Origin of the sequence: Pseudomonas oryzihabitans, assembly GCF_024652905.1 — a bacterium.
Taxonomy (GTDB): domain Bacteria; phylum Pseudomonadota; class Gammaproteobacteria; order Pseudomonadales; family Pseudomonadaceae; genus Chryseomonas; species Chryseomonas benzopyrenica.
Genome location: NZ_CP102428.1, coordinates 4,210,367 through 4,232,330 on the forward strand (window position 1 = coordinate 4,210,367; position 21,964 = coordinate 4,232,330).

The 21,964-nt window shown below is 67.9% G+C and carries 25 protein-coding genes and 1 riboswitch; of the genes, 14 read left to right on the forward strand and 11 right to left on the reverse strand.

Features of this window, described 5'->3' with window-relative positions; translation table 11 throughout:
- The first annotated feature begins 29 nt into the window (after positions 1 to 29).
- The 3 genes from yccS to NRG74_RS19550 all read left to right on the forward strand — a co-directional run bounded on the left by yccS (position 30) and on the right by NRG74_RS19550 (position 4,143).
- On the forward strand, positions 30 to 2,234 hold the full coding sequence (yccS, locus tag NRG74_RS19540; protein WP_257705078.1) for a YccS family putative transporter: 2,205 nt from the start codon (positions 30 to 32) through the stop codon (positions 2,232 to 2,234).
- A gap of 87 nt (positions 2,235 to 2,321) precedes the next feature.
- Entirely contained in the window at positions 2,322 to 3,221 is a 900-nt protein-coding gene (locus NRG74_RS19545; RefSeq protein WP_257705079.1) for an NAD(P)-dependent oxidoreductase, read from the forward strand.
- Complete coding sequence (locus NRG74_RS19550; protein WP_257705080.1) at positions 3,214 to 4,143, forward strand: NAD-dependent epimerase/dehydratase family protein; 930 nt, start codon at positions 3,214 to 3,216, stop codon at positions 4,141 to 4,143. The genes NRG74_RS19545 and NRG74_RS19550 overlap by 8 nt, the downstream gene beginning before the upstream one ends.
- A gap of 91 nt (positions 4,144 to 4,234) precedes the next feature.
- Here the strand turns inward: NRG74_RS19550 and NRG74_RS19555 are convergent, their stop codons facing one another.
- The 5 genes from NRG74_RS19555 to NRG74_RS19575 all read right to left on the reverse strand — a co-directional run bounded on the left by NRG74_RS19555 (position 4,235) and on the right by NRG74_RS19575 (position 8,052).
- Positions 4,235 to 4,924, reverse strand: a complete 690-nt coding sequence (locus tag NRG74_RS19555) for an OmpW/AlkL family protein (RefSeq protein ID WP_257705081.1) — start codon at positions 4,922 to 4,924, stop codon at positions 4,235 to 4,237.
- Between the two features lie 95 nt (positions 4,925 to 5,019).
- Positions 5,020 to 5,514, reverse strand: a complete 495-nt coding sequence (locus NRG74_RS19560; protein WP_257705082.1) for a DUF3299 domain-containing protein — start codon at positions 5,512 to 5,514, stop codon at positions 5,020 to 5,022.
- Positions 5,515 to 5,530: 16 nt separating this feature from the next.
- Positions 5,531 to 6,784, reverse strand: coding sequence for an ABC transporter permease (locus NRG74_RS19565; protein WP_257705083.1), 1,254 nt, complete (start codon positions 6,782 to 6,784; stop codon positions 5,531 to 5,533).
- A 1-nt stretch (position 6,785) separates the two neighbouring features.
- Positions 6,786 to 7,493 carry an ATP-binding cassette domain-containing protein gene (locus NRG74_RS19570; RefSeq protein WP_257705084.1) on the reverse strand — a complete coding sequence of 236 codons (708 nt, stop codon included), beginning with the start codon at positions 7,491 to 7,493 and terminating at the stop codon, positions 6,786 to 6,788.
- A gap of 7 nt (positions 7,494 to 7,500) precedes the next feature.
- A complete protein-coding gene (locus NRG74_RS19575) occupies positions 7,501 to 8,052 on the reverse strand; it encodes a DUF2796 domain-containing protein (protein ID WP_257705085.1) in 552 nt (183 codons plus the stop codon).
- Positions 8,053 to 8,174: 122 nt separating this feature from the next.
- Between NRG74_RS19575 and NRG74_RS19580 the strand changes: the two genes are divergently transcribed.
- Complete coding sequence (locus NRG74_RS19580; RefSeq protein ID WP_017642608.1) at positions 8,175 to 8,531, forward strand: hypothetical protein; 357 nt, start codon at positions 8,175 to 8,177, stop codon at positions 8,529 to 8,531.
- Positions 8,532 to 8,656: 125 nt separating this feature from the next.
- Here NRG74_RS19580 and trxA read toward each other — a convergent pair whose 3' ends face one another.
- The 3 genes from trxA to NRG74_RS19595 all read right to left on the reverse strand — a co-directional run bounded on the left by trxA (position 8,657) and on the right by NRG74_RS19595 (position 10,703).
- A complete protein-coding gene (trxA, locus tag NRG74_RS19585; RefSeq protein WP_257705086.1) occupies positions 8,657 to 9,526 on the reverse strand; it encodes a thioredoxin in 870 nt (289 codons plus the stop codon).
- Positions 9,527 to 9,594: 68 nt separating this feature from the next.
- A complete protein-coding gene (locus NRG74_RS19590; protein ID WP_257705087.1) occupies positions 9,595 to 10,242 on the reverse strand; it encodes a class I SAM-dependent methyltransferase in 648 nt (215 codons plus the stop codon).
- Positions 10,239 to 10,703 carry a YbaY family lipoprotein gene (locus tag NRG74_RS19595; protein WP_017639507.1) on the reverse strand — a complete coding sequence of 155 codons (465 nt, stop codon included), beginning with the start codon at positions 10,701 to 10,703 and terminating at the stop codon, positions 10,239 to 10,241. The genes NRG74_RS19590 and NRG74_RS19595 overlap by 4 nt, the downstream gene beginning before the upstream one ends.
- 181 nt (positions 10,704 to 10,884) lie before the next feature.
- Here NRG74_RS19595 and nrdR point away from each other — a divergent pair, with 181 nt between their 5' ends.
- From nrdR to ribA, 10 genes are all read left to right on the forward strand, one after another.
- Positions 10,885 to 11,355: a transcriptional regulator NrdR gene (nrdR, locus tag NRG74_RS19600; protein ID WP_007161213.1), complete on the forward strand. Its 471-nt coding sequence runs from the start codon at positions 10,885 to 10,887 to the stop codon at positions 11,353 to 11,355.
- A complete protein-coding gene (gene ribD / locus NRG74_RS19605) occupies positions 11,352 to 12,476 on the forward strand; it encodes a bifunctional diaminohydroxyphosphoribosylaminopyrimidine deaminase/5-amino-6-(5-phosphoribosylamino)uracil reductase RibD (protein ID WP_257705088.1) in 1,125 nt (374 codons plus the stop codon). Before nrdR ends, ribD begins: the two co-directional genes overlap by 4 nt.
- A 56-nt stretch (positions 12,477 to 12,532) precedes the next feature.
- A riboswitch (FMN riboswitch) is annotated at positions 12,533 to 12,691 on the forward strand.
- 142 nt (positions 12,692 to 12,833) lie between these two features.
- Positions 12,834 to 13,496: a riboflavin synthase gene (locus tag NRG74_RS19610; protein ID WP_173147269.1), complete on the forward strand. Its 663-nt coding sequence runs from the start codon at positions 12,834 to 12,836 to the stop codon at positions 13,494 to 13,496.
- A 61-nt stretch (positions 13,497 to 13,557) separates the two neighbouring features.
- The gene (gene ribBA / locus NRG74_RS19615) at positions 13,558 to 14,595 is read left to right on the forward strand and encodes a bifunctional 3,4-dihydroxy-2-butanone-4-phosphate synthase/GTP cyclohydrolase II (protein ID WP_437181200.1); all 1,038 of its coding nucleotides are present in this window, start codon (positions 13,558 to 13,560) and stop codon (positions 14,593 to 14,595) included.
- 109 nt (positions 14,596 to 14,704) lie between these two features.
- Positions 14,705 to 15,181, forward strand: a complete 477-nt coding sequence (ribH, locus tag NRG74_RS19620; protein ID WP_007161209.1) for a 6,7-dimethyl-8-ribityllumazine synthase — start codon at positions 14,705 to 14,707, stop codon at positions 15,179 to 15,181.
- Entirely contained in the window at positions 15,178 to 15,669 is a 492-nt protein-coding gene (gene nusB, locus NRG74_RS19625) for a transcription antitermination factor NusB (RefSeq protein WP_133860576.1), read from the forward strand. Before ribH ends, nusB begins: the two co-directional genes overlap by 4 nt.
- A gap of 14 nt (positions 15,670 to 15,683) precedes the next feature.
- Positions 15,684 to 16,640 (forward strand): thiamine-phosphate kinase, encoded by a 957-nt coding sequence (thiL, locus tag NRG74_RS19630; protein WP_257705090.1) that lies wholly within the window; start codon positions 15,684 to 15,686, stop codon positions 16,638 to 16,640.
- Between the two features lie 23 nt (positions 16,641 to 16,663).
- Complete coding sequence (locus NRG74_RS19635) at positions 16,664 to 17,173, forward strand: phosphatidylglycerophosphatase A family protein (RefSeq protein ID WP_257705091.1); 510 nt, start codon at positions 16,664 to 16,666, stop codon at positions 17,171 to 17,173.
- Between the two features lie 27 nt (positions 17,174 to 17,200).
- Positions 17,201 to 17,833: a retropepsin-like aspartic protease family protein gene (locus NRG74_RS19640; protein WP_257705092.1), complete on the forward strand. Its 633-nt coding sequence runs from the start codon at positions 17,201 to 17,203 to the stop codon at positions 17,831 to 17,833.
- Positions 17,834 to 18,071: 238 nt separating this feature from the next.
- On the forward strand, positions 18,072 to 18,695 hold the full coding sequence (gene ribA, locus NRG74_RS19645; protein ID WP_017639515.1) for a GTP cyclohydrolase II: 624 nt from the start codon (positions 18,072 to 18,074) through the stop codon (positions 18,693 to 18,695).
- A 33-nt stretch (positions 18,696 to 18,728) separates the two neighbouring features.
- On the opposite strand, the gene dxs is transcribed toward ribA, so the two are convergent.
- The 3 genes from dxs to NRG74_RS19660 all read right to left on the reverse strand — a co-directional run bounded on the left by dxs (position 18,729) and on the right by NRG74_RS19660 (position 21,928).
- Positions 18,729 to 20,660, reverse strand: a complete 1,932-nt coding sequence (gene dxs / locus NRG74_RS19650; RefSeq protein WP_257705093.1) for a 1-deoxy-D-xylulose-5-phosphate synthase — start codon at positions 20,658 to 20,660, stop codon at positions 18,729 to 18,731.
- Positions 20,661 to 20,810: 150 nt separating this feature from the next.
- Complete coding sequence (locus tag NRG74_RS19655; protein WP_064308489.1) at positions 20,811 to 21,689, reverse strand: polyprenyl synthetase family protein; 879 nt, start codon at positions 21,687 to 21,689, stop codon at positions 20,811 to 20,813.
- Positions 21,686 to 21,928 (reverse strand): exodeoxyribonuclease VII small subunit, encoded by a 243-nt coding sequence (locus NRG74_RS19660; RefSeq protein WP_064308488.1) that lies wholly within the window; start codon positions 21,926 to 21,928, stop codon positions 21,686 to 21,688. The genes NRG74_RS19655 and NRG74_RS19660 overlap by 4 nt, the downstream gene beginning before the upstream one ends.
- Positions 21,929 to 21,964: the final 36 nt, after the last annotated feature.

The following is a 21,964-nucleotide window of genomic DNA, read 5'->3' on the forward strand; positions in this document are numbered from 1 at the left end:
CGCGAAAACACGAGGCTCGCTCTCCCGTCATGACTGTGTTTGGAGTGTCTTTGCGCCAGCTCTGGGCGCACGAAAAGGCCAGCTATGGCGTTCGCGTCTTTGTCGCCCTGAGCGGCGCCATGGCCGTCTGCTGGTCGCTGGGGGATCTGCGTGCGCTGTCGCCTGTGTTTCTCGGCATCATCGCCAGCGCCCTGGCGGAAACCGACGACAGTTGGCTGGGGCGACTCAAGTCGCTGGCGGTGACGCTGCTGTGCTTCACGGTGGCGGCCTTCGCGGTCGAGCTGCTGTTTCCCTATCCCTGGATCTTCGTGGTCGGCCTGGGTCTGGCCACCTTCAGCCTGACGATGCTGGGCGCCATCGGCGAGCGCTATGCATCCATCGCCCAGGCCACGGTGATCCTGTCGATCTACGCCATGATCGGGGTGGATCAGCGCCTCGGCGCCCAGGTGCCGTTGTGGTACGAGCCAGCGCACCTGCTGGCCGGTGCGCTGTGGTACGGCCTGCTTTCGGTGCTCTGGTGCGCGCTGTTCGCCCATCAGCCGGTGCGGCAGAATCTGTCCGCCCTCTATGGCGAACTGGAGATTCTGCTCAGGCTCAAGGCCGAGATGCTCGAACCGGTACGCGGGGTGGATCTGCATCGGCGCCGCGTGCTGCTGGCGCAGCAGAACGGCAAGGTGGTGCAGGCGCTGAACCAGGCCAAGGCGACCATCCTCAATCGCTTCGGCCGCTCGGGACGGCCTGGCGCGCGCTCGGGGCGCTACTTCCGTCTCTATTTCATGGCGCAGGACATCCACGAGCGCGCCAGTTCCTCGCACTATCCCTACAGCGCCTTGACCGAGGCCTTCTTCCATAGCGACATCCTGTTTCGCTGTCAGCGCCTGCTCAAGCTGCAGGCTAATGCCTGCCACAACATGGGCGAGGCGATTCGTCTGGGGCAGCCCTTCGAATATGGCCAGCAGAGTCAGCAGGGGCTGACCGATCTGCAGGCCTCGCTGGAGTATCTCAAGCAGCAGCAGAATCCGCGCTGGCGCGGTCTGCTGCGCTCCCTGGACCTGCTCGGGCACAATCTCTCGACTCTGGAGCGGCAATTCTCCGAGGCGGGCAACAGCGACTCGGGGGCGGCGGATCTGGACACCAGCCTGCTGGATCCGGCGGCGCGCTCCCTGCGCGAGGTGTTCCAGCGCATCCGCCTGCAGCTGACCCCGACCTCGCTGCTGTTCCGCCATGGCCTGCGCCTGGCGCTGGCGCTGATGGCCGGCTATGGCGTGCTGCACCTGATCCACCCGGTGAACGGCTACTGGATCCTGCTGACCACGGTGTTCGTCTGTCGGCCGCAGTACGGGGCGACCCGGGTGCGGCTGGTGCAGCGGATCGTCGGTACGGTGATCGGCCTGTTGCTGGGCAGCGCCTTGCTGGAGCTGTTCGGTCAGCCGGAGATCCAGCTGTTGATGGCGCTGGTCGCCGGCCTGGTGTTCTTTATCACCCGGACGGATCGCTACACCATCGCCACCGCCGCCATCACCCTGATGGTGCTGTTCTGCTTCAACCAGGTGGGCAATGGCTTCATGCTGATCTGGCCGCGGTTGCTGGATACCCTGTTGGGTTGCCTGATCGCGGTACTGGCGGTGTTCTTTGTCCTGCCGGACTGGCAGGGACGGCGACTGCATCAGGTGATGGCCAATACCCTGCGCACCAATGCACTCTATCTGCGCCGGTTGCACGAGCAGTACCGGACCGGCAAGCGGGACGATCTCGACTACCGCGTGGCGCGGCGCAACGCCCACAATGCCGATGCGACGCTGTCGGCCGCACTGGCCAACATGCTGCGCGATCCCGGGCATTTCCGCCGTAACCTGGAAGCGGGCTTTCGCTATCTGGCGCTGTCCAACACCCTGCTGGGCTATCTGTCGGCCCTGGGCGCCCATCGCCGCCAGTTGGAGGCGGCCGAGCACGATGCCCTGGTGAAGCGCGCCGTGACCCGGATCGCCGAGGGCATGGAAGCCATTGCCACCGCAGTGGCGGAGCGGCGCAGTCTGCCGCCGACCGCCGAAGAGGAAAGCAGCCTGGCCGACGAACTGGAAGCCGCGGCCGAGGACAACGACGATGGCTACCGACTGGTGTGTACCCAGTTGGCGTTGATCTGCCGATTGCTGCCCAATCTCAAAAGCGCCGCTAACCATACCCTGCGCGAACAAAGCCGCGAGCAACTGGCAGCGGGTACCGCCGATGCTTGAGCAAGGTTGGCGCGACGCGCTATGTTGACCGATGTCCGTCGAATTTTTCGACGCCTGTTTATGCTGGTTTGAAGGCTGTTCCAACACATGCGTATGCGTCTTCTAGTGGTGGGCGGGGAGAGCGCCCTGGGCAAGGCGCTACTCGCCGCCGGTGCCGAAGCGGGCATCGAATTCGTCGCCCCCGAGACTCCCGCGGAGGGCTGGTACGCCGCCGGGCTGACCCAGGTGCTCGACCAGGTACGGCCGGGGGCGGTGATCAATCTCGCCTATTACCGCGACTGGTTGCAGGCGGGGGACTTCGATCCGGCGCTGGTGCAGCGCCAGGCGCTGGCCGTACAACGCCTGGCCGGCCTCTGCCAGCACTATCAGATTCCGCTGATCCAACCGTCCAGTTATCAGCTTTTCGATGGCTCGCGCGTGGCCGGCTATAGTGAAAAGGATCTTCCGCGGCCGCCGGGTGCACGTGGCGAGGCGCTCTGGCGGGTCGAGCAGCTGGTGCGGGCGCTGTGCCCGATGCACATCCTGCTGCGCCTGGGCTGGGTCCTCGACGACTCCCGCGACGGTCGCCTGGGGCGTCTGTTGCGGCAGCTGGGTACCGAGCAGGTGGTGCCGATGGCGGGCGACCGGCGCGGCAACCCGACCACCGTGGGCGATGCCGCCCGGGTGCTGCTGGCCGTGGTCAAGCAGCTCGACTGTGGTGCGCCGCTCTGGGGGACCTATCACTACGGCGCCCAGGAGGCGGTGTCGGAGCTGGGCCTGGCCGAGACCGTCGCCCAGCTCTGGCAGGAATTCGACCGGCCGGTGCGCTGCGAATGGCAGGAGGTGACGCACCTGGAGCGGGCGGATGCCACGGAAGAGCCACAACAGGGGGTGTTGATCAGTCGCAAGCTGCTCAACACCTTTGGCATCAAGGCGCGGCGCTGGCAGCAGGAGCTGCCGGCGCTGTTGCAGGGCTTTCGGCAGGACGAGGTAGGTTTCGATGAGTGATGCGCCCATTCTGATCACTGGCGGTGCCGGTTTCATCGGCTCCCACCTGGCCGACGCGCTGCTGGCGCGGGGCCGGCGGGTGCGGGTACTGGACGATCTGAGCACCGGCAAGCGCGAGAATCTGCCGCTGGACAACGACCTTATCGAGCTGCGGGTGGGCGACGTGGCCGATGCCGCGACGCTGGAAGCCGCGGTGACCGGTTGCGCAGCGGTGGTGCACCTGGCCGCGGTGGCCTCGGTGCAAGCCTCGGTGGAAGACCCGGTGGGCACCCATAGGGCCAATTTCATCGGCACCCTGAATCTGTGCGAGGCCATGCGCAAGGCCGCGATCAAGCGGGTGGTCTATGCCTCCAGCGCGGCGGTCTATGGCGCCAACGGTCAGGGCCAGGCCATCGACGAGGAGCTGCCCAAGGCACCGCTGACGCCCTATGCGGCGGACAAGCTGGCCGGCGAGTACTACTTCGACTTCTATCGCCGCGAGCACGGTCTGGAGCCGGCGATCTTCCGCTTCTTCAACATCTACGGACCGCGTCAGGATCCCTCTTCGCCCTATTCGGGGGTGATCAGCATCTTTACCGAGCGCGCTCGCCGGCAGACGCCGATCACGGTGTTCGGCGACGGCGAGCAGACCCGCGATTTCGTCTATGTGGCCGATCTGGTGGGCATCCTGGTGCAGGCGCTGGAAGCCCCCGCGGTAGCGGCGGGGGCGGTGAACGTGGGGCGCGGCGAGACCATCAGCCTGAACGGACTGCTGGCGGAGATCGGCCAGGTGCTGGGTGGCCTACCGCCGGTGGCCCATGGTGCGGCGCGGACGGGGGACATCCGCCATTCGAAGGCGGACAACCGTCGTCTGCGCGAGCGCTTCGATTTCAGCCAGCCCACAGGCATGGGCACGGGGCTGGCGGCACTGCTACGGGACTAGCGGGCGAGGCCAGGGGCAAGCCCCGGTCTCTTGGGCTGCGACGATGGAGCTGTCTCAGCGCCAACCTACGGCGCGAGTGGCTGGCGGTGAGCTAGAAGCGATAGCCCAGGCCGACCATATAGACCCAGGGATCCACGTCCAGATCGACCTTGGCCCGAGCGCCGAGGGCGGTGTTATCGACGTGGGCGGTGGTGGCGATGTCGATGTAGCGGACCTGGGCGTTGAGCATCACCCGGTCGGTGAGCATGAGATCGACACCAACCTGGGCGGACCAGCCCCAGGAATTGTCGGCGCGGAAGTTATCGAAGCCGGCCGCGCTGGCACCACTGCCGACGTGCTCGTCATAGATCCAGGTGTAGTTGAGGCCGGCGCCGACATAGGGCTGGAACGTCGCCTTGGCGTCCAGGGGGTAGTAGACCAGGCTCAGAGTCGGCGGTAGGTGCTTGAGACTGCCCAGCTTGCCGTTGGCGGCGTCCAGCCCGGTGCCCTTGATGTTGACCTGGTGCTCGAAGGGCGTGGCCGCCAGCAGTTCGACGCCCAGGTGGTCGGTGAGCATGTAGGCGAAGTTGAGGCCCAGCTGGGTGTTGCTGTCCATGCTCGCCTTGCCGCCGAGATTGGCGCCGCTCAGGGCGCCGCGGTCGATCTTGACGTCGGAGCTGCGTTCGTGGGGATCCACGGTGATGGCGCCGGCGCGCAGGATGATGTCGCCGGCCTGGTGGGCCTGGGCGAGAGGGGCGGCCAGGGCGAGGGCGAGCAGGCTGAGGCGGAAGAGGGGACGCATGGCGAGGGCTCCGAAGGCATGGAAAAGGGCTGGGAGCAGCCTAGCGAAGCTGAAACGGCGGACTCTTGATCTCGCTCAAGGGTGGGTCACATTCCTCAGGAGCCATCGCCCTTGAGGACGTAGGGCTGGATGCGCTGGGCCTGCAGCCAGTAGCCGGCGACGGCCACCTCGCTGCGCTGGCTGCCCACGCCCAGACGGCCTTCCACCCAGTAGGGCAGGTGCAGCTTGGACAGCCAGAGGTCGTGGCTGCCCTTGACGTAGACGATCTGGTTGCCCGGAGGCGGCGGCACATGGATGCAGGCGCCGTAGTAGGGAACCAGCAGGAATTCAGTGACCTCGCCCTCGTCGGTGACCATGATCGGCACCACATAGCCCGGCAAGCGCACCTCCTGGCCATCCAGGGCGGCAACCGTCGGCGCATCCGGCCAGGGCTGGCTGGCGGCGGGGCCGTCTTCGCCGAGGCCGTGGTCGATGCTGCCGGGATTGAAGCGCGGCGCATCGGCCGGTACCAGTTCGCGCCAGGCGAGTTGGCGGGGTTCGGCCTGGACCCAGGACAGCCAGCAGAGCAACAGCAAAGGCGCCAGGCGCATGGGGTGGAAGCCTCGTCTACAAGCGCACGGACAACCCGTCCGTGAGGGCCTGGCGACAGCCGCGCCAGGCTGGGATGCAACCGAGCACCAGGGCGGCGAGCAGGATGCCGCCGAGCAGTTGCCCATCGTAGAGCGAGGGCCAGTCCAGCGGCAATGCCAGACCGTATTCCGCCAGCAGCCAGGGGCGGCCCAGGGCGATGGCGCCATAGAGCAGCGCCAGCCCGCCCAGGCAGCCGGCCAGGGTGAGCGCCAGGGCCTCGGCCAGCAGCAGGCCGAACAGGTGGCGCGGCTGGGCTCCCACCGAGCGCAGGATGGCCATTTCCCGGCGCCGTTCGTTGAGGCTGGCGAGCAGCGCGGTGAGCATGCCCACCAGGCCGGTGAGCACCACGCACAGCGACATCACCAGCAGCGCCTGTTCCGCCGTGCCGAGCAGGCCCCAGAGTTCCTGCAGGGCCACGCCGGGCAGGATGGCCAGCAGCGGCTCGCCACGGTACTCGTTGACCGCGCGCTGCACGGCAAAGGTGGCCACCCGACTCTTGAGGCCGACCAGGGCGGCGGTCAGGTCCTGGGGCGTGAGATCGCGCCGGCGCACCTCGGCGTCGCTCAGCGAGGGACCGGGCATGCCACCGCGCCAGTCCAGGTGCAGGGCGGTCATGCCGCTCAGCGGGATGTGCAGGGTGCGGTCGACGGGGGTACCGGTGGGGGCGAGGATGCCGACCACCGTGAAGGGGTGGTCGCTATGCTCGGTCAGGCTGATGGTGGCGACACCATGGGCCAGCACGACCCTGTCGCCCAGTTGATAGTGCAGCGCCTTGGCCACCTCGGCGCCCAGCACTACCTCGAAGACGTCGTTGAAGGGGCGACCCTGGGCCAGCCGCAGCGGCTGGTTGCGCCCGTAGTGATAGTGGGCGAAGTAGTTGCCGTCGGTGCCCAGCACCCGGTAGCCGCGGTGGGAGTCGCCAAGGGACAGCGGGATGGTCCAGGCGACACGGGGATCGGCGGCGAGCTTCTCGTAGCTCTCCCAGCGGATGTTGTTGGTGGCGTTGCCGATGCGGAACACCGAGTAGAGCAGCAGGTTGACCGCGCCGGAGCGGGCGCCCACCACCAGGTCGGTACCGGCGATGGTGCTGGCGAAGCTGGCCTTGGCCTCGGTGCGCAGCCGCTCGACACCCAGCAGCAGGGCCACCGAGACGGCGATGGTGAAGACGGTGAGCAGGGCGGTGGCGCGGCGATTGCGCAGGCTGGCCCAGGCCAGTTGGAGCAGGGGCATCCTAGGTCTCCGGGCGGGCGGCGTTGAGCTGGGCCAGGGTGAGGTGGCGGTCGAAATGGCCTGCCAGGCTGCGATCGTGGCTGACGAACAGCAGGCCGGCGCCAGCCGCGGCGCATTCGGCGAACAGCAGCTGCAAAAAGGCGTCGCGGTGATCGGTATCCAGCGCCGAGGTGGGCTCGTCGGCGATCACCAGTTCCGGCTGGCCGATCAGAGCGCGGGCGGCGGCGACCCGCTGCTGCTGGCCGATGGACAATTCGCGGGCCGGACGGCGGGGCAGGTCGGGATCGCTCAGTCCCAGGGCGCGGAGCAGGGTCAGGGCCGCGGCCTGAGGATCGCCATGCCGCGCACGGGCACGGGCGCGGCGCAGTGCCGAGAACTGGCAGGGCAGCAGGATGTTGTCCAGCACCGAGAGAAAGGGCAGCAGGTTGAATTGTTGGAAGAGAAAGCCGGTGTGGTCGACGCGAAAGCGGTCGCGCCGGGCGGTGGCGAGCGCTCCCAGGTCCTGACCGAGCAGGCGCACCTGGCCGCGACTCGGCCGTTGCACGCCGCCGAGCAGGCCGAGCAGGGTGGTCTTGCCGCTGCCCGAGGGCCCTTCGAGAAACAGCGCCTCTCCGGATGCCAGCTGGAAGTGCCGGATGTCCAGGCATTCCGCCTGGCCGGGCCAGGCGAAGCCAAGGTCCCGGATCTCGACCAGGGGCGCGGTACTCATGGCCGTCCTACCACTTCAGTCGCGGTTGCTGAGCCGTCAGCTCGGCGCCCTGCTGGCCGCTGGCGACGATGGCCTGCACTTCGACACTGTGACTGTTGGGAAAGCGGGCGAACCAGCCGGAGAGGTCCAGGCTGTCGAGCGCACCCGGCTTGTTGCAGCTGAAGCTCATGCTGGCCTCCACGTCGAGATGGCCGCTGGCGATGGCGTCCTTGGCGAACAGCGGACTGATGGCGCTGGCTTCGGTGAGCCGGCAATCGGCCGCCGCGGGCAGCTTCACCAGCGCCTGGGGATTTTCCAGGCTCTGTCGCAGCGCGGCGACGGCAGCCTGTTCCTGCTGATTACGCGCTGCATGTTCGAAGCCCAGCAGATCGGCCGCCGGACTGCGCCACTGCAATTCCAGGCCGGTATCGGTCTGCGCCAGGTCGAGGTGGGATTCACCGTGCACATGGGCACCCAGGGCGCCATGCGCGTGTTCGTCATGGTCGTCGTGGGTGCCATGGGCAAAGGCCGGTTGGGCGAGCGCGGCAGCAAGGCAAAGGGTCAGCAGAGGCAGGCGCATGGTAGGCTTCCAGTGGACGGAGAGGCGCTATGTTATGTTGTTGCTTTTCCGCGCTGCAACCTTGGTTTGGCGTCGGCCGGTGGCTGTGGGAGCATGGGCCTCTGCACGACGAGGAGAACACCATGGTACGCATTCGCGGAACCATCGGCAGCCAGCCCGTGGATCTCACGGTGGAACTGGACGAGGCCGACTGGCAGCGCCTGGCCGCAGCCCTGCAGCCTACGGCGGCGTCCCTGCCTGCTGCGGCGGTGGTCGCCGCCCCCAGCGGGCCCAAGTCGGGCGGCGACATGCTCTGGGACCAGGTGGTGAAACTGCTCAGCCAGGCTGGGCGGCTCAGCGGACCGGACATCCTCGTGGCCCTGGAAAAGCTGACCGGCAATCTGGGCGTGGCCAAGCAGCTGCTGGTTCGGCTGAGGCACAGCCCCCAGGTGCGCATGGAGCGGGTGGGCGAGGCGCAGTTCTATATCTGGCAGGGGTGAGGCTGGGGCAGGTTGGTGGAAAACGCCGGGCGGTTTCCCATGCTACGAAAGGTCCACAGCGTCAGGCTGGTGCTGGCTGTGGATAAGGCTGCGTCCGGGGCGACGCAGCCGTTGTCGACCGGCGCTTAGTACAGCGCTTGGTACAGGCGGCGGCGATAGGTAGCGACCAGCGGGTGGTCGTTGCCCAGCAGATCAAAGACCTGCACCAGGGTCTTGCGCGACAGGTCGTCGCCATAGCCGCGGTTGCGGCGGAACAGGTCCAGCAGACCATCCAGCGCCGGTTCATATTGCTGGCGGGCCAGTTGCTGTACGGCCAGCTGGTAGGCGGCTTCGTCGTCGCCGGCATCGCGCGCCAGGCGGCTCTTGAGGTCGGCCACCTCGGGCAGGCTGGCGGCCTGGCGCAGGAAGGTCAGCTGGGCACGGGCGCCGGCCAGGGCCTGCTTGTGCTCGTCGCCCTTGACCGCGTCCAGCACCGCCTGGGCATCGTCCAGTTCACCGCGCTCGGCCAGGCAGCGGGCATAGAGGATCAGCGCCAGGGCGTCGCTGTTGTCTTCTTCCAGCAGGGCTTTGAGCAGGGCTTCGGCTTCGGCGAAACGCCCCTCGGCGAACAGCGCCTGGGCAGCGTCCAGCGGATCTTCCTCGGCTGGTGGCAGGGCCTGGACATGGGGTTCGAGCAGGGCGCGAATGGCCGACTCCGGCTGGGCGCCGGCGAAGCCATCCACCGGTTGGCCATCCTTGAACAGCACCACGGTGGGCAGGCTGCGGATGCCGAATCTCATCACCAGTTCCTGCTCGATGTCGCAGTTGACCTTGGCCAGGTGCAGGGCGCCGCCATAGGACTCGGTGATCTTGGCCAGCAGCGGCATCAGTACCTTACAGGGCGCGCACCACTCGGCCCAGAAGTCCACCAGGACGGGGGTGCTGAAGGAGGCGTCGATGACCTGTTGCTGGAAGGTGTCGAGGGTGGCGTCGAAAATGTAGGGGACCTGGCTCATGGCGGACTCGGCAGACGAAAGATGCACTATAGGTGGGGGCGCCGGGCTTGGAAACAAGGAGGCTCGGCTCAGCCCTGGTAGAGCGCCACGCGGCGGAATTCCTCCGGCTCGGCCAGATCCGGCAGGGTGCAAGCCTGGAGGTCGGCGAGGCGGGTGAAGCCGGGATGGGCCAGGTCGCGCACCCGCGAGTCGGCCAGCAGGATCCGTTCTGCGCGATTCTGCAGAAGTCCGAGCAGCGGCAGGTTGGCGCGATCGTAGAGGACGTCGGCGGCCAGGATGAGATCGAAGCGCTCGGTGCTGGCACAGAAATCGTCCAGCGTCTCGATCTGCACGGCGTTGGCCTCGGCATTGGCACGGCAGGCCTTCAATGCCAGTGGGTCGAGATCGCAGCAGACCACCCGCGCGGCGCCGGCCCGGGCGGCGGCGAGACCGGCGATGCCCGAGCCGCTGCCGAAATCCAGCACCTGGCGCCCGGCGACGTGCTCGGGATGGGCGGCGATCCAGCGCGCCAGGGCCAGACCGCTGGCCCAGCAGAAGGCCCAGTAGGGCGGTGCCTCCAGCAGGCGCTGGGTTTCCGCCGGGGAAAAGGCGCGCGCCATGTTGGCCGGATCGATCAGCCATAGCGATAGGTCGCTATTTGGCAATGCCTGCAAGGTGAGGCGGGCGTCGCCCAGCAGGGCCGTCAGGGCGACGGCGAGATCGGCAGGGGGCGTCACGGGGTCTGGTTCAGCACCAGTTCGCCGAGGTTCTGCGTGGTCGGCCCGCCCACACCGACCGGTGGCAGGTAGCTGGCCAGTTGCCCGGCCTGGATCAGGCGGGCGTGGAATTCCACCTTGAGGTCAGGACGGGTGGGGAAGATCTCGGGATTGAAGGGCAAGCGGAAGGCCAGGGGCGCGCCCTTGCCGGTCACCGTCTCGCTGGCCAGCAGGCGCTGGGGCAGGCCCTTGGCGTTGACCGCCAGCAGGGCGATCTCGACCTGGGCGCCGGCCGGGACCAGGCCCTGGGCATTGCGCAGCACCCCGGAGATTTCGCGCAGATTGGCCGGGGTGGGAGCGCCCGCCACCGGAACCGGCTCGTCGGCCGGGGTGGTGGGCTGCGGCGGCGTGGTTTCGGGTGGGCTGGAGCACGCCACGAGCAGACCGGTGAACAGCAGGGGCAGGAGGACGCGTGGGGTCATGGCAGGATCCGGAGGTCGCCACCGGCGAGGGCGGCACGGGAGGCTGGAAAGGGGTCGTCGAACACAGGGCGCTCTTATAGCCCGGCGGCTCCTGGCTGTCGATTCGTCCGGTACCCGGAGGTTCCCGGCAGGGGGCGATCGGGTACCATGAAGGCTTTCCCTTCCGGCGGTCGACTCCTCCATGCATTGTCCCTTCTGCGGCGCCCACGACACCAAGGTCACGGATTCCCGGCTGGTTGCGGCCGGCGAGCAGGTGCGCAGGCGGCGTGAGTGCCTGGCCTGCCAGGAACGTTTCACCACCTTCGAGACCGCCGAACTGGTGCTGCCGCGGCTGATCAAGCAGGACGGCACCCGCCAGCCCTTCGACGAGGACAAGTTGCGCGCTGGCATGCAGCGCGCCCTGGAGAAGCGACCGGTCAGCGTCGAGCGCCTGGAAGAGGCCATCGCCTTGATCAAGCACCGACTGCGCGCCACCGGCGAGCGGGAGATCCGTTCCCGGGTGGTGGGCGAACTGGTGATGGACGAGTTGCGCAAGCTGGACCAGGTGGCCTATATCCGCTTCGCCTCGGTCTATCGGCAATTCCAGGACCTGGCCGAATTCCGCGACGAAATCGAGCGGCTGGCCCAGGATCCGGGCAAGCAGCCGGTATGAGCGCCGCCAACGGGATGAACGACGAATTCTGGATGGCCCGCGCCCTGGCGCTGGCGGCGCTCGGCCGCTACAGCACGGCGCCCAATCCGCGGGTGGGCTGCGTGATCGTCCGTGACGGCCAGGTGGTGGGCGAGGGCTGGCACCGCCAGGCCGGCGGCCCCCATGCCGAGGTGCATGCGCTGCGCCAGGCAGGGGATGCCGCCCGCGACGCCACTGCCTATGTGACGCTGGAGCCCTGCAGCCACCATGGCCGCACCCCGCCCTGCGCCGACGCCCTGGTCGCGGCCGGAGTGGCCGAGGTGGTGGCGGCCATGACCGATCCCAATCCGCTGGTGGCCGGACGCGGCCTGGCGCGGCTCGCCGCCGCTGGCATCGCCACCCGCGCCGGAGTGCTGGAAGCCGAAGCGCGAGCGCTCAACGCCGGCTTCATCCAGCGCATGCTCACCGGGCGGCCCTTCGTGCGGGTCAAGTTGGCCCTGAGTCTGGATGGCCGCACCGCCATGGCCAGTGGCGAAAGCCAGTGGATCACCGGGCCGGCGGCGCGCCAGAGCGTCCAGCGACTGCGTGCCGAGGCGGGGGTGGTGATCACCGGCGCCGACACCGTGCTGGCCGATGGCGCGCGCCTGACCGTGCGCCCGAGCGAACTGGGCCTGAGTGGAGACGAACTGGAACTGGCCACCCTGCGCACGCCGCAGCGGCTGCTAGTGGACGGCCGTGGCCGGGTGCCGCTGGAGGCACCCTTCTTCCAGGCCGGCGCGGCACGGGTCGCCGGTATGGCGGACGAGGCGCCCGCCTATGCGGCGGCCGGTCATGACTACTTGGCGCTACCCGGCGCCCAGGGCCAGGTCGATCTAACGGCCCTGCTGACCCGCCTGGGCGGCGAGCAGGTCAACGACGTCCTAGTGGAGGCCGGACCGCGCCTGGCCGGTGCCTTCGCCCAGGCCGGGCTGGTCGACGAATATCACCTGTTCCTGGCACCCAAGTTCCTGGGTTCCAGCGCCCGACCGCTGCTGGACTGGCCGCTGCAGCACCTGGCCCAGGCGCCACAGCTGGAGATCATCAGCGCCACGCCGGTGGGCGCGGACCTGCACCTGATCGCCCGACCCCGGCGCGACACCTGACGCCCCTGGCCCCCTGGCGGCGAACTGTGTTACAAAACCTGCGCCGCCTGCGGGTGGCGAGTTCTCAGGGCGGGGTGCAATTCCCCACCGGCGGTAACGCCCGATCAATCGGGACGAGCCCGCGAGCGCTTCCCGGTCCTCTGTGGCGGGGGAGGTCAGCAGACCCGGTTGGATCCCGGGGCCGACGGTCATAGTCCGGATGAGAGAGAACGGGATAGCCTCGCCTGGCAGGGGTGCGAGCCCCTCGTCCGTCTGATTTCCCTTCTGTCCGTACGCCCTGTTTTTTCACCGAAACAGGAGTTCGTCGATGTCTAGCTGCACTGTCTTTCTGGCTCTACCTCTCGGAGGCCTGAGCTGATGTTTACCGGAATCATCGAAGCCCTCGGCGAGATCCGCGCCCTCACGCCCAAGGGCGGGGACGTGCGCCTCCATGTCGCCACCGGCAAGCTCGACCTGGCCGACGTCAAGCTCGGCGACAGCATCGCCGTCAACGGAGTCTGCCTCACCGCCGTGGACTTGCCTGGCGATGGCTTCTGGGCCGACGTCAGTCGCGAAACCCTGAGCCTCACCAGCCTGGGCGGCCTCAAGCCCGGCAGCCGGGTCAACCTGGAAAAGGCGCTGATGCCCACCAGTCGCCTCGGCGGCCACCTGGTCAGCGGCCACGTGGACGGCCTCGGCGAAGTGGTCTCCCGCGCCGATAACGCCCGCGCCGTGCAGTTTCGCCTGCGTGCCCCGGCCGAACTGGCTCGTTACATCGCCCTCAAGGGCTCGATCACCGTGGACGGCGTCAGCCTCACGGTGAACGCGGTGGACGGCGCCGAATTCGAGCTGACCATCGTCCCCCATACCCTCGGCGAGACCATCATGGCCGACTACCGCGCCGGGCGGCGGGTGAACCTGGAGGTGGACCTGCTGGCCCGCTACCTGGAGCGCCTGCTGCTGGGCGACAAGGCCGCCGAGTCCAGCAAGGGCGGCGTCACCGAACACTTTCTCGCCGAACACGGCTATCTGCAGCGCTAAGGACGACACCGTGGCACTTTCCAGCATTGAAGACATCATCCAGGACATCCGCGCGGGCAAGATGGTCATCCTCATGGACGACGAGGACCGCGAGAACGAAGGCGACATCATCATCGCCTCCGAATGCGTCACCGCCGAACACATCAACTTCATGGCCCGCCATGCCCGGGGCCTGATCTGCATGCCCATGAGCAAGGGTCTCTGCGAACGCCTCAACCTGCCGATGATGGCCAGCCGCAACGCCTCCGGCTTCGGCACCAAGTTCACCGTCTCCATCGAGGCTGCCGAGGGCATCAGCACCGGCATCTCCGCGGCCGACCGCGCCCGCACCGTGCAGGCCGCCATCGCCAAGGACGCCAAGCCCGGCGACGTGGTCAGTCCCGGCCACATGTTTCCGCTAATGGCCCAGCCCGGCGGTGTGCTGGCCCGTGCCGGCCACACCGAGGCGGCCTGCGACCTGGCGCGCATGGCCGGTTTCGCCGAGAGCGGCGTGATCTGCGAGGTGATGAACGACGACGGCACCATGGCCCGGCGCGACGAACTCGAAGCCTTCGCCGAGCAGCACGGGCTCAAGGTCGGCACCATCGCCGATCTGATCCACTACCGCCTGCTCCACGAGCACACCGTCAAGCGCATCGACGAGCAGCAGCTGGAGACCGAACTCGGGCCGTTCAAGCTGGTGACCTATCGCGACGAGGTGGAGGGCGACGTCCACCTGGCACTGATCCGTGGCGACCTGGCCGGCCAGGAGCTGCCGCTGGTGCGGGTGCACAACATGGATCCGCTGCGCGACCTCCTGCAGGTGCAGCAGCCGGGTCGCTGGAGTCTACGCAGTGCCATGGAGCGCGTGGCCCGCGAAGGCACTGGCGTGGTGCTGCTGCTGGGTCACTCGATCGAGGGCGACGACCTGCTGGCGCACCTGCGCGAGCCGCTGCCGGTGCCCAAGGCACTGTCCACCTACAGCACCGTCGGTGCCGGTTCGCAGATCCTCCGCGACCTGGGCATTCGTCAGATGCGCCTGCTCAGCTCGCCGATGAAGTTCAACGCCATATCCGGCTTCGACCTGGAAGTAGTAGACTATCTGCCTCCTGAAGAATGACCCTTCCGCCTGGCGCGCTCCGCCCGGGTGGCATGGCGCGCTTCACCTGGATTTCCACGAACGGCCTGGCACCGCCGGCCGTCCGGCTCTTTGACAACTGGACCCGCACATGAACATCAAGACCTTTGAAGGCACCTTCATCGCTCCCCAGGGCCGTTTCGCCCTGGTGGTCGGTCGCTTCAACAGCTTCGTCGTCGAAAGCCTGCTGCAGGGCGCCATCGACGCCCTGGTACGGCACGGCATCAAGCCGGACGACCTGACCATCATCCGCGTCCCCGGCGCCTTCGAGATCCCGCTGGCGGTGCAGAAGATCGCCCAGCGCGACGAATTCGACGCCATCATCGCCCTCGGCGCGGTGATCCGCGGCGGCACCCCCCACTTCGAATACGTGGCCGGCGAGTGCACCAAGGGTCTGGCCCAGGTCTCCATGGAATTCGGCGTACCGGTGTCCTTTGGCGTCCTGACCGTCGACTCCATCGAGCAGGCCATCGAGCGCTCCGGCACCAAGGCCGGCAACAAGGGCGCCGAAGCCGCCCTGTCCGCTCTGGAAATGGTCAGCCTGCTGGCGCAGCTGGAGGCCAAGTGAGCGGCGATCTGACTCCGCCCGCGGCCGGCAAGCCCGCGGGCAAGAAGGCCCCCACCGGCAAACTGGCTGCCCGTCGCGAAGCGCGCAGCCTGTCGGTCCAGGCCCTGTACCAGTGGCACATGGCGGGCCAGGCGATCAACGAGATCGAGGCGCAGTTTCGCGTCGACAACGATTTCGCCAAGGTCGACGGCGCCTACTTCCATGAAGTCCTCCATGGCGTGCCGGCCAACAAGAGCGAGATCGACGGTCTGATCCTGCCCTGCCTGGACCGTGCCATGAACGAGGTGGATCCGGTCGAGCTGGCCGTGCTGCGACTGTCCTGCTACGAGCTGCTCAAGCGTATCGACGTGCCCTATCGCGTGGTGATCAACGAGGGCATCGAGATGGCCAAGATCTTCGGCGCCACCGACGGCCACAAGTTCGTCAACGGCGTGCTGGACAAGCTGGCGCCCAAGCTGCGCAGCGCCGAGTTGCGCGGCAAGCGCTGATCGCCCGCTCTGGCATGGGTGAATTCGAACTCATCCGTCGCTATTTCGCCGCGGCGCCCTGCGCCCGCAGCGGACCCGGCGTGGCGCTGGGCATCGGTGACGACTGCGCGCTGCTGGCACCCGCCCCGGGTGAGCAGCTGGCGGTTTCCACCGACACCCTGACCGCCGGGGTGCATTTCCCCGATCCCTGCCCGGATGCCCACGGCCTCGGCCAGCGCGCCCTGGCGGTGAGCGCCAGCGACCTGGCGGCCATGGGCGCCGCGCCCTTGGGCTTCACCCTGGCGCTGACCCTGCCGAGCGTCGAACCCGCCTGGCTGGAAGGCCTGGCGGCAGGACTTGCGCAGATGGCCGAGCAGTGCGAGTTGCGCCTGGTCGGTGGCGATACTACCCGCGGCCCGCTGTCCCTTACCCTCACGGTTTTCGGCCAGGTGCCGGCCGGTCAGGCCCTGCTGCGCAGCGGTGCCCGCCCGGGCGATCTGCTGTGCCTGGGCGGCGCCCCCGGTGAAGCCGGCGGGGCCTTGCCCTTCGTCCTCGGCCAGCGCGCGCCGGAGGGCGACGCCTGTCGGCACCTGCTGGCGCGCTACTGGGCACCCCAACCGCAATTCGACCTCGGCCTCTGGCTGCGGGGCAGGGCGACGGCGGCCCAGGACGTCTCCGACGGCCTGGTGGCCGATTGCGGCCACATCGCCGCCGCCTCCGGGGTACGCCTGGTGGTGGAGACGGCGCGGCTGCCGGTGAGTCCGGCCCTGGCCGAACTCTTCCCTGCCGATGAGGTGCTGCGCCTGGCGCTGGGCGCCGGCGACGACTATCTACTGGTCTTCACCCTGCCACCGGAGCAGGCCCCGGCGCTGGCCGTCGCCTGGCCCCAGGCGCAGGTGATCGGGCGGGTCGAGGCGGGCAGCGGCGTTGCTGTCCTCGCCGCCGACGGTCAGCCCATGACCTTGGCGCAGACCGGTTTCCAACACTTCTAGCGTCTTCGAGCGGAGTCCCTTTCGTGAGCGAACACCAAGCCCCCGCCCAGCCGGTCCCCCTGTCGGTCTGGCGCGATCCCTGGCATTTCCTGGCCTTTGGCCTGGGTTCCGGCACCCTGCCCAAGGCGCCCGGCACCTGGGGATCGCTGATCGCCTTGCCCTTCGTGCCGCTCTGGCAGCTGCTCAGTGGTTGGAGCTATCCGCTGCTGCTGGTGCTGCTGACCGTGTTCGGTTGCTGGCTGTGCGGCAAGGTTGCCCGGGAACTGGGGGTGCACGACCATGAGGGCATCGTCTGGGACGAGATGGTCGGCATCTGGATCACCTTCTGGCTGTCACCCCCGGGGTTGATCTGGCTGCTGGTGGGTTTCGTCGCCTTCCGCGTACTAGACATCTGCAAGCCCTGGCCAATCCGCTGGCTGGATGTCAATGTCCGCGGCGGTGTCGGCATCATGGTCGACGATGTACTGGCCGGCGTTCTCGCCTGGCTGGTGGTCCAGGGATTACACATCGGTTGGGGTCATCTCGTCGGCTGACGAGACGCAGGCCCAAGGAGCAGGGCAGTGAAAAGACTGGGCGCGTACGGCCTGTTGTTGGCCGTCGGTTCGCTCGCCTGGGCGCAACCCCAGGTCAGGGTCGTGGGGTTGTTCAATGGCGCGGCGGTGGTCAACGTCAATGGCCAGCGCAAATTGCTGCGAGTCGGCCAGCGCCTGGACGACGTCGAGCTGGTCAGTGCTGATGCCCAGCAGGCGCTGCTGCGCATCGACGGCCAGACCCAGACCTTCGCCCTCGGCCGCGAATACAGCGACGGCTACAGCGCTCCGCAGCGCCGCGAATTCAGCGTGCCGCGCAGCAACAACGGCCACTATCAGGTCACCGCCAACGTCAACGGCCGCCCGGTGCCGCTGCTGGTGGACACCGGCGCCACCAGCGTCGCCCTGAGTGGCGCCCAGGCCGATCAGCTGGGCATCAGCTATCGCGACGGCACCCCGGGCTGGGTGGAAACCGCCAGCGGTCATGCCCGCGCCTGGCGCACCACGCTCAAGCAGGTGCGCCTGGGTGATGTCGAGGTGGTCGGGGTGGAGGCCATGGTGCTGGAGGGCAACTACCCAAGCCAGGGGCTGCTGGGCATGAGTTTCCTCAATCGCGTGGGCTGGCGCGAGGCCCAGGGCATCTTCTACGTCCAGGCGCGCTGAGAGCCTGTTCAAAATCTGCTGCGCGTTGGCCAGACCGCGTTGAAAATGGCTTCGGAATGCTCATTTACCACTCGTAAACTCCGCTTCCTCAGCCCTTTTCGCCTTGTTTGGCTCTAGCTCGCGAGATTTTGAACAGGCTCTGATAGATCGTTACGTGTCGACGTCATAACCCCTGGCGATGACGCCGGGCCCGGGGAAAAGGTTACAATGTACGTCTTTCCCCGCCAGGAGCCCGCAGGTGTCCGTCGTCTTTGTCGCCGCCTCCCAACTGCCCACCCCCTTCGGCCTGTTCACCATGCACGGTTTCCTCGACGAGACCGATGGCAAGGAGCACGTCGCCCTGACCTTCGGTGACGTGGCCGATGGCGAGCCGGTGCTGGGCCGCCTGCATTCCGAATGCCTGACCGGCGATGCGCTGTTCAGCCTGAGATGCGACTGCGGTTTCCAGCTGGAAGCCGCGCTGCGCGCCATCGCCGAAGCCGGGCGTGGCGTGTTGCTCTATCTGCGCCAGGAGGGGCGCGGCATCGGCCTGCTCAACAAGATCCGCGCCTATGAGCTGCAGGATGCCGGGGCCGATACCGTCGAAGCCAACGAGCGCCTGGGTTTCGGCGCCGACCAGCGCACCTATGCCCTGTGCAAGCCGATGCTCGAGCACCTGGGCGTCACGGCGCTGCGGCTGATGACCAACAATCCGCGCAAGGTGAAGGCGCTCGAGGTGCTGGGCATCCCGGTCGCCGAGCGGGTGCCCTTGCAGGAAGGGCTCAATCCGCACAACCGCCGCTACCTGCTGACCAAAGCCGGCAAGCTCGGCCACATGCTCGGTAATCTGCATCAGAACGAAGACATGGAAAAGGCGCCCTAGGGCGCCTTTTTACTGGCCAATGGCTGGTTGCGCTCAAGCTTCCTTGCGCAGACCGGCCGGGGTCAGATCCGCCAGCGCCAGGCGCTCGCGTACCGCACGCTCGATGCCGGCTTCATCGAGGCCGCACTCGGCCAGCATGTCGGCCGGCTTGGCGTGTTCGATGTAGCTGTCCGGCAGGCCCAGGTTGAGCACGGGCTGGACCAGGGCATTGGCCTGCAGGAATTCGTTGACCGCACTGCCGGCGCCGCCCATGACGCTGTTTTCCTCGACCGTGACCAGCAGGTCGTGGTCGGCGGCGAACTGGCGGATCAGGGCCTCGTCCAGCGGCTTGACGAATCTCATGTCGGCCACGCTGGCGTCCAGGCGCTCGGCGACCTGCAGGGCTTCGGCCAGTTGCACGCCAAACACCAGGAAGCCGACCTTGGGGCCGCTCTTCAGGCTGGTCTGACGACGCACCACGCCTTTACCGATAGGCAGGGGCTCCAGGCCCGGATCCAGGGCGGCGTTGGGGCCGCTGCCGCGCGGGTAGCGCACCGCGGCCGGGCCCTGGTGGCGATAGCCGGTGGTGAGCAGGCGGCGCAGCTCGTTTTCGTCGCTGGGCGCCATGATCACCATGCCAGGGATGCAACGCAGGTAGGAGAGGTCGAAACTGCCCGCGTGGGTCGGGCCGTCTTCGCCCACCAGGCCAGCGCGGTCGATGGCGAAGAGCACATCCAGATTCTGCACCGCCACGTCGTGGATCAACTGGTCGTAGCCGCGTTGCAGGAAGGTGGAGTAGATGGCCACCACCGGCTTCATGCCGTCGCAGGCCAGGCCGGCGGCCAGGGTCACCGCGTGCTGCTCGGCGATGGCCACGTCGAAGTAGCGTTCGGGATAGCGTTCGGCGAAGCGGATCAGGTCGGAGCCTTCCTTCATCGCCGGGGTGATGCCCACCAGTTTGGCATCGACGGCGGCCATGTCGCACAGCCAGTCGCCAAAGATGTTGGAGTACTTGGGCGCACCTGGGCGCTTGGGCTTGGCGTCCAGCGGCTCCAGCTTGGTGATGGCGTGGTAGCTGATGGGATCGGCCTCGGCGATGGACAGGCCCTTGCCCTTGCGAGTGATCACATGGAGGAATTGCGGACCCTTGGCATCGCGCAGGTTGCGCAAGGTGGTGACCAGGGTCGGCAGGTCATGGCCGTCGATGGGGCCGATGTAGTTCCAGCCCAGCTCCTCGAACAGGGTGCCGGGCACCAGCATGCCCTTGGCGGCCTCTTCGGTACGGCGGGCGATTTCCCAGGCACCGGGCAGCTTGGAGAGGGCCTTCTTGCCGTTTTCGCGCAGGTGCTGGTAGGTACGGCTGGAGAGCAGCCGCGCCAGGTAGTTGGACAGGCCACCGACGTTGCGCGAGATGGACATGTCGTTGTCGTTGAGCACCACCAGCATGTTGGCGCCGGTGTCCGAGGCATGGTTGAGCGCCTCGAAGGCCATGCCCGCGGTCAGGGCGCCGTCGCCGATCACCGCGACCGACTTGCGCTCGATGCCCTGCAACTGGGCGGCGATGGCCATGCCCAGGGCGGCGCCGATGGAGGTGCTGGAGTGGCCGACGCCAAAGGTGTCGTACTCGCTTTCGCTGCGCCGTGGAAAGGCGGCCAGGCCGTCCTTCTGGCGCAGGCTGGCCATGCCTTCGCGGCGGCCGGTGAGGATCTTGTGCGGATAGGCCTGGTGGCCGACGTCCCACACCAGCCGGTCTTCCGGGGTGTTGAAGACGTAGTGCAGGGCCACGGTCAGTTCGATGACGCCCAGGCCGGCGCCGAAATGACCGCCGGTCTGGCCCACGGTCCACAGGAGAAAGGCGCGCAGTTCGTCGGCGACGGCGTCCAACTCGGCGTCACCGAGCTGGCGCAGTTGCACCGGCGAGTCGATGCGGTCGAGCAGGGGCGTCGCGGGACGCTGGCGGGGAATCTCGTGAAACGTCTTGGGCATCTGGCTGATCACTTTGCGCAGAGAATTAGGCAGTTTACCCGATGCCCGCGTGGCATCCCAACAGCGGGCAGGGCGTCTTGTTATGCCCCTGTGACAACGGACCCGGGGGCAAATGCGGCCCGGGTTACGAGTTTTTCCGCTGAAGCGCGTCTAGCTACGTCGTTCCACGATATAGCGGGCCAGGGCGCGTAGGGGTTCAGCCGGCTCACCCAGGGGCTCGATGGCCGCCAGGGCGGTGTCGCGCAGTTCCAGGGCATAGGCCTTGGCCGCGTCCAGCCCGAGCAGCGCCGGGTAGGTCGGTTTGTCACGGGCGAGGTCGGCACCCTGGCGTTTGCCCAGGGTCTGGGTATCGCTCTCGATGTCGAGCACGTCGTCCCAGACCTGGAAGGCCAGGCCGATGGCCTCGGCATAGCGGGCCAGGGCGTCGCGCTCGGCGGCACCGGCGGCTTCGCTGGCCAGGGCGCCGAGCTGCACGCTGGCGGCGATCAGGGCGCCGGTCTTGTGCAAATGCATGGTCTCCAGCGCCGGCTGGTCGATGCGCCGGCCGACCGATTCCAGATCGATGGCCTGACCGCCGACCATGCCCGCCGGACCGCTGGCGCGGGCCAGCACCGCGACCATCTCCAGCCGCACCGCGGCGTCCTGGGGCGCCGCCAGCAGGGTCTCGAAGGCCAGAGTCTGCAGGCCGTCGCCGGCAAGGATGGCGCAGGCCTCGTCATAGGCCTTGTGGGTGGTGGGCCGGCCGCGGCGCAGGTCGTCGTCGTCCATGGCCGGCAGGTCGTCGTGGACCAGGGAATAGGCGTGGATCAGCTCTACCGCGCAGGCGGCCTGGTCGGCGCGCGCCGGATCGCCACCCAGGGCTTCGCAGGCGGCATAGACCAGCAACGGCCGTACCCGCTTGCCGCCACCCATGACGCTGTAGGCCATGGCGGCATAGAGCCGGGCGAGTTCGGCGCGGGGCGCGCTGAAGAGCGGGGCGAGAGCGGTGTCGACGCGGGTCTGGCAGCGTTGCTGGTAGGCCTCGATCATGCGTCGTCCCCGACCGGGGCGAAGGGGGCGGCGGTGAGTTCGCCGTCCTTTTCCAGCAGGATCTGCACCTTCTGCTCGGCTTGGGCCAGGGCGCCCTGGCATTCGCGGGTCAGGCGGATGCCCTGTTCGAAGGCGCCGAGGGAGTCCTCCAGGGACAGCTCGCCGCTCTCCAGGCGTTCCACCAGGGTCTGCAGTTCGGCCAGGGATTGTTCGAAGTCGGGAGCTTTCTTGCGGGCCATCGGGATTCTCGGCAGAGGCGATCGGGTCGCGGGAAG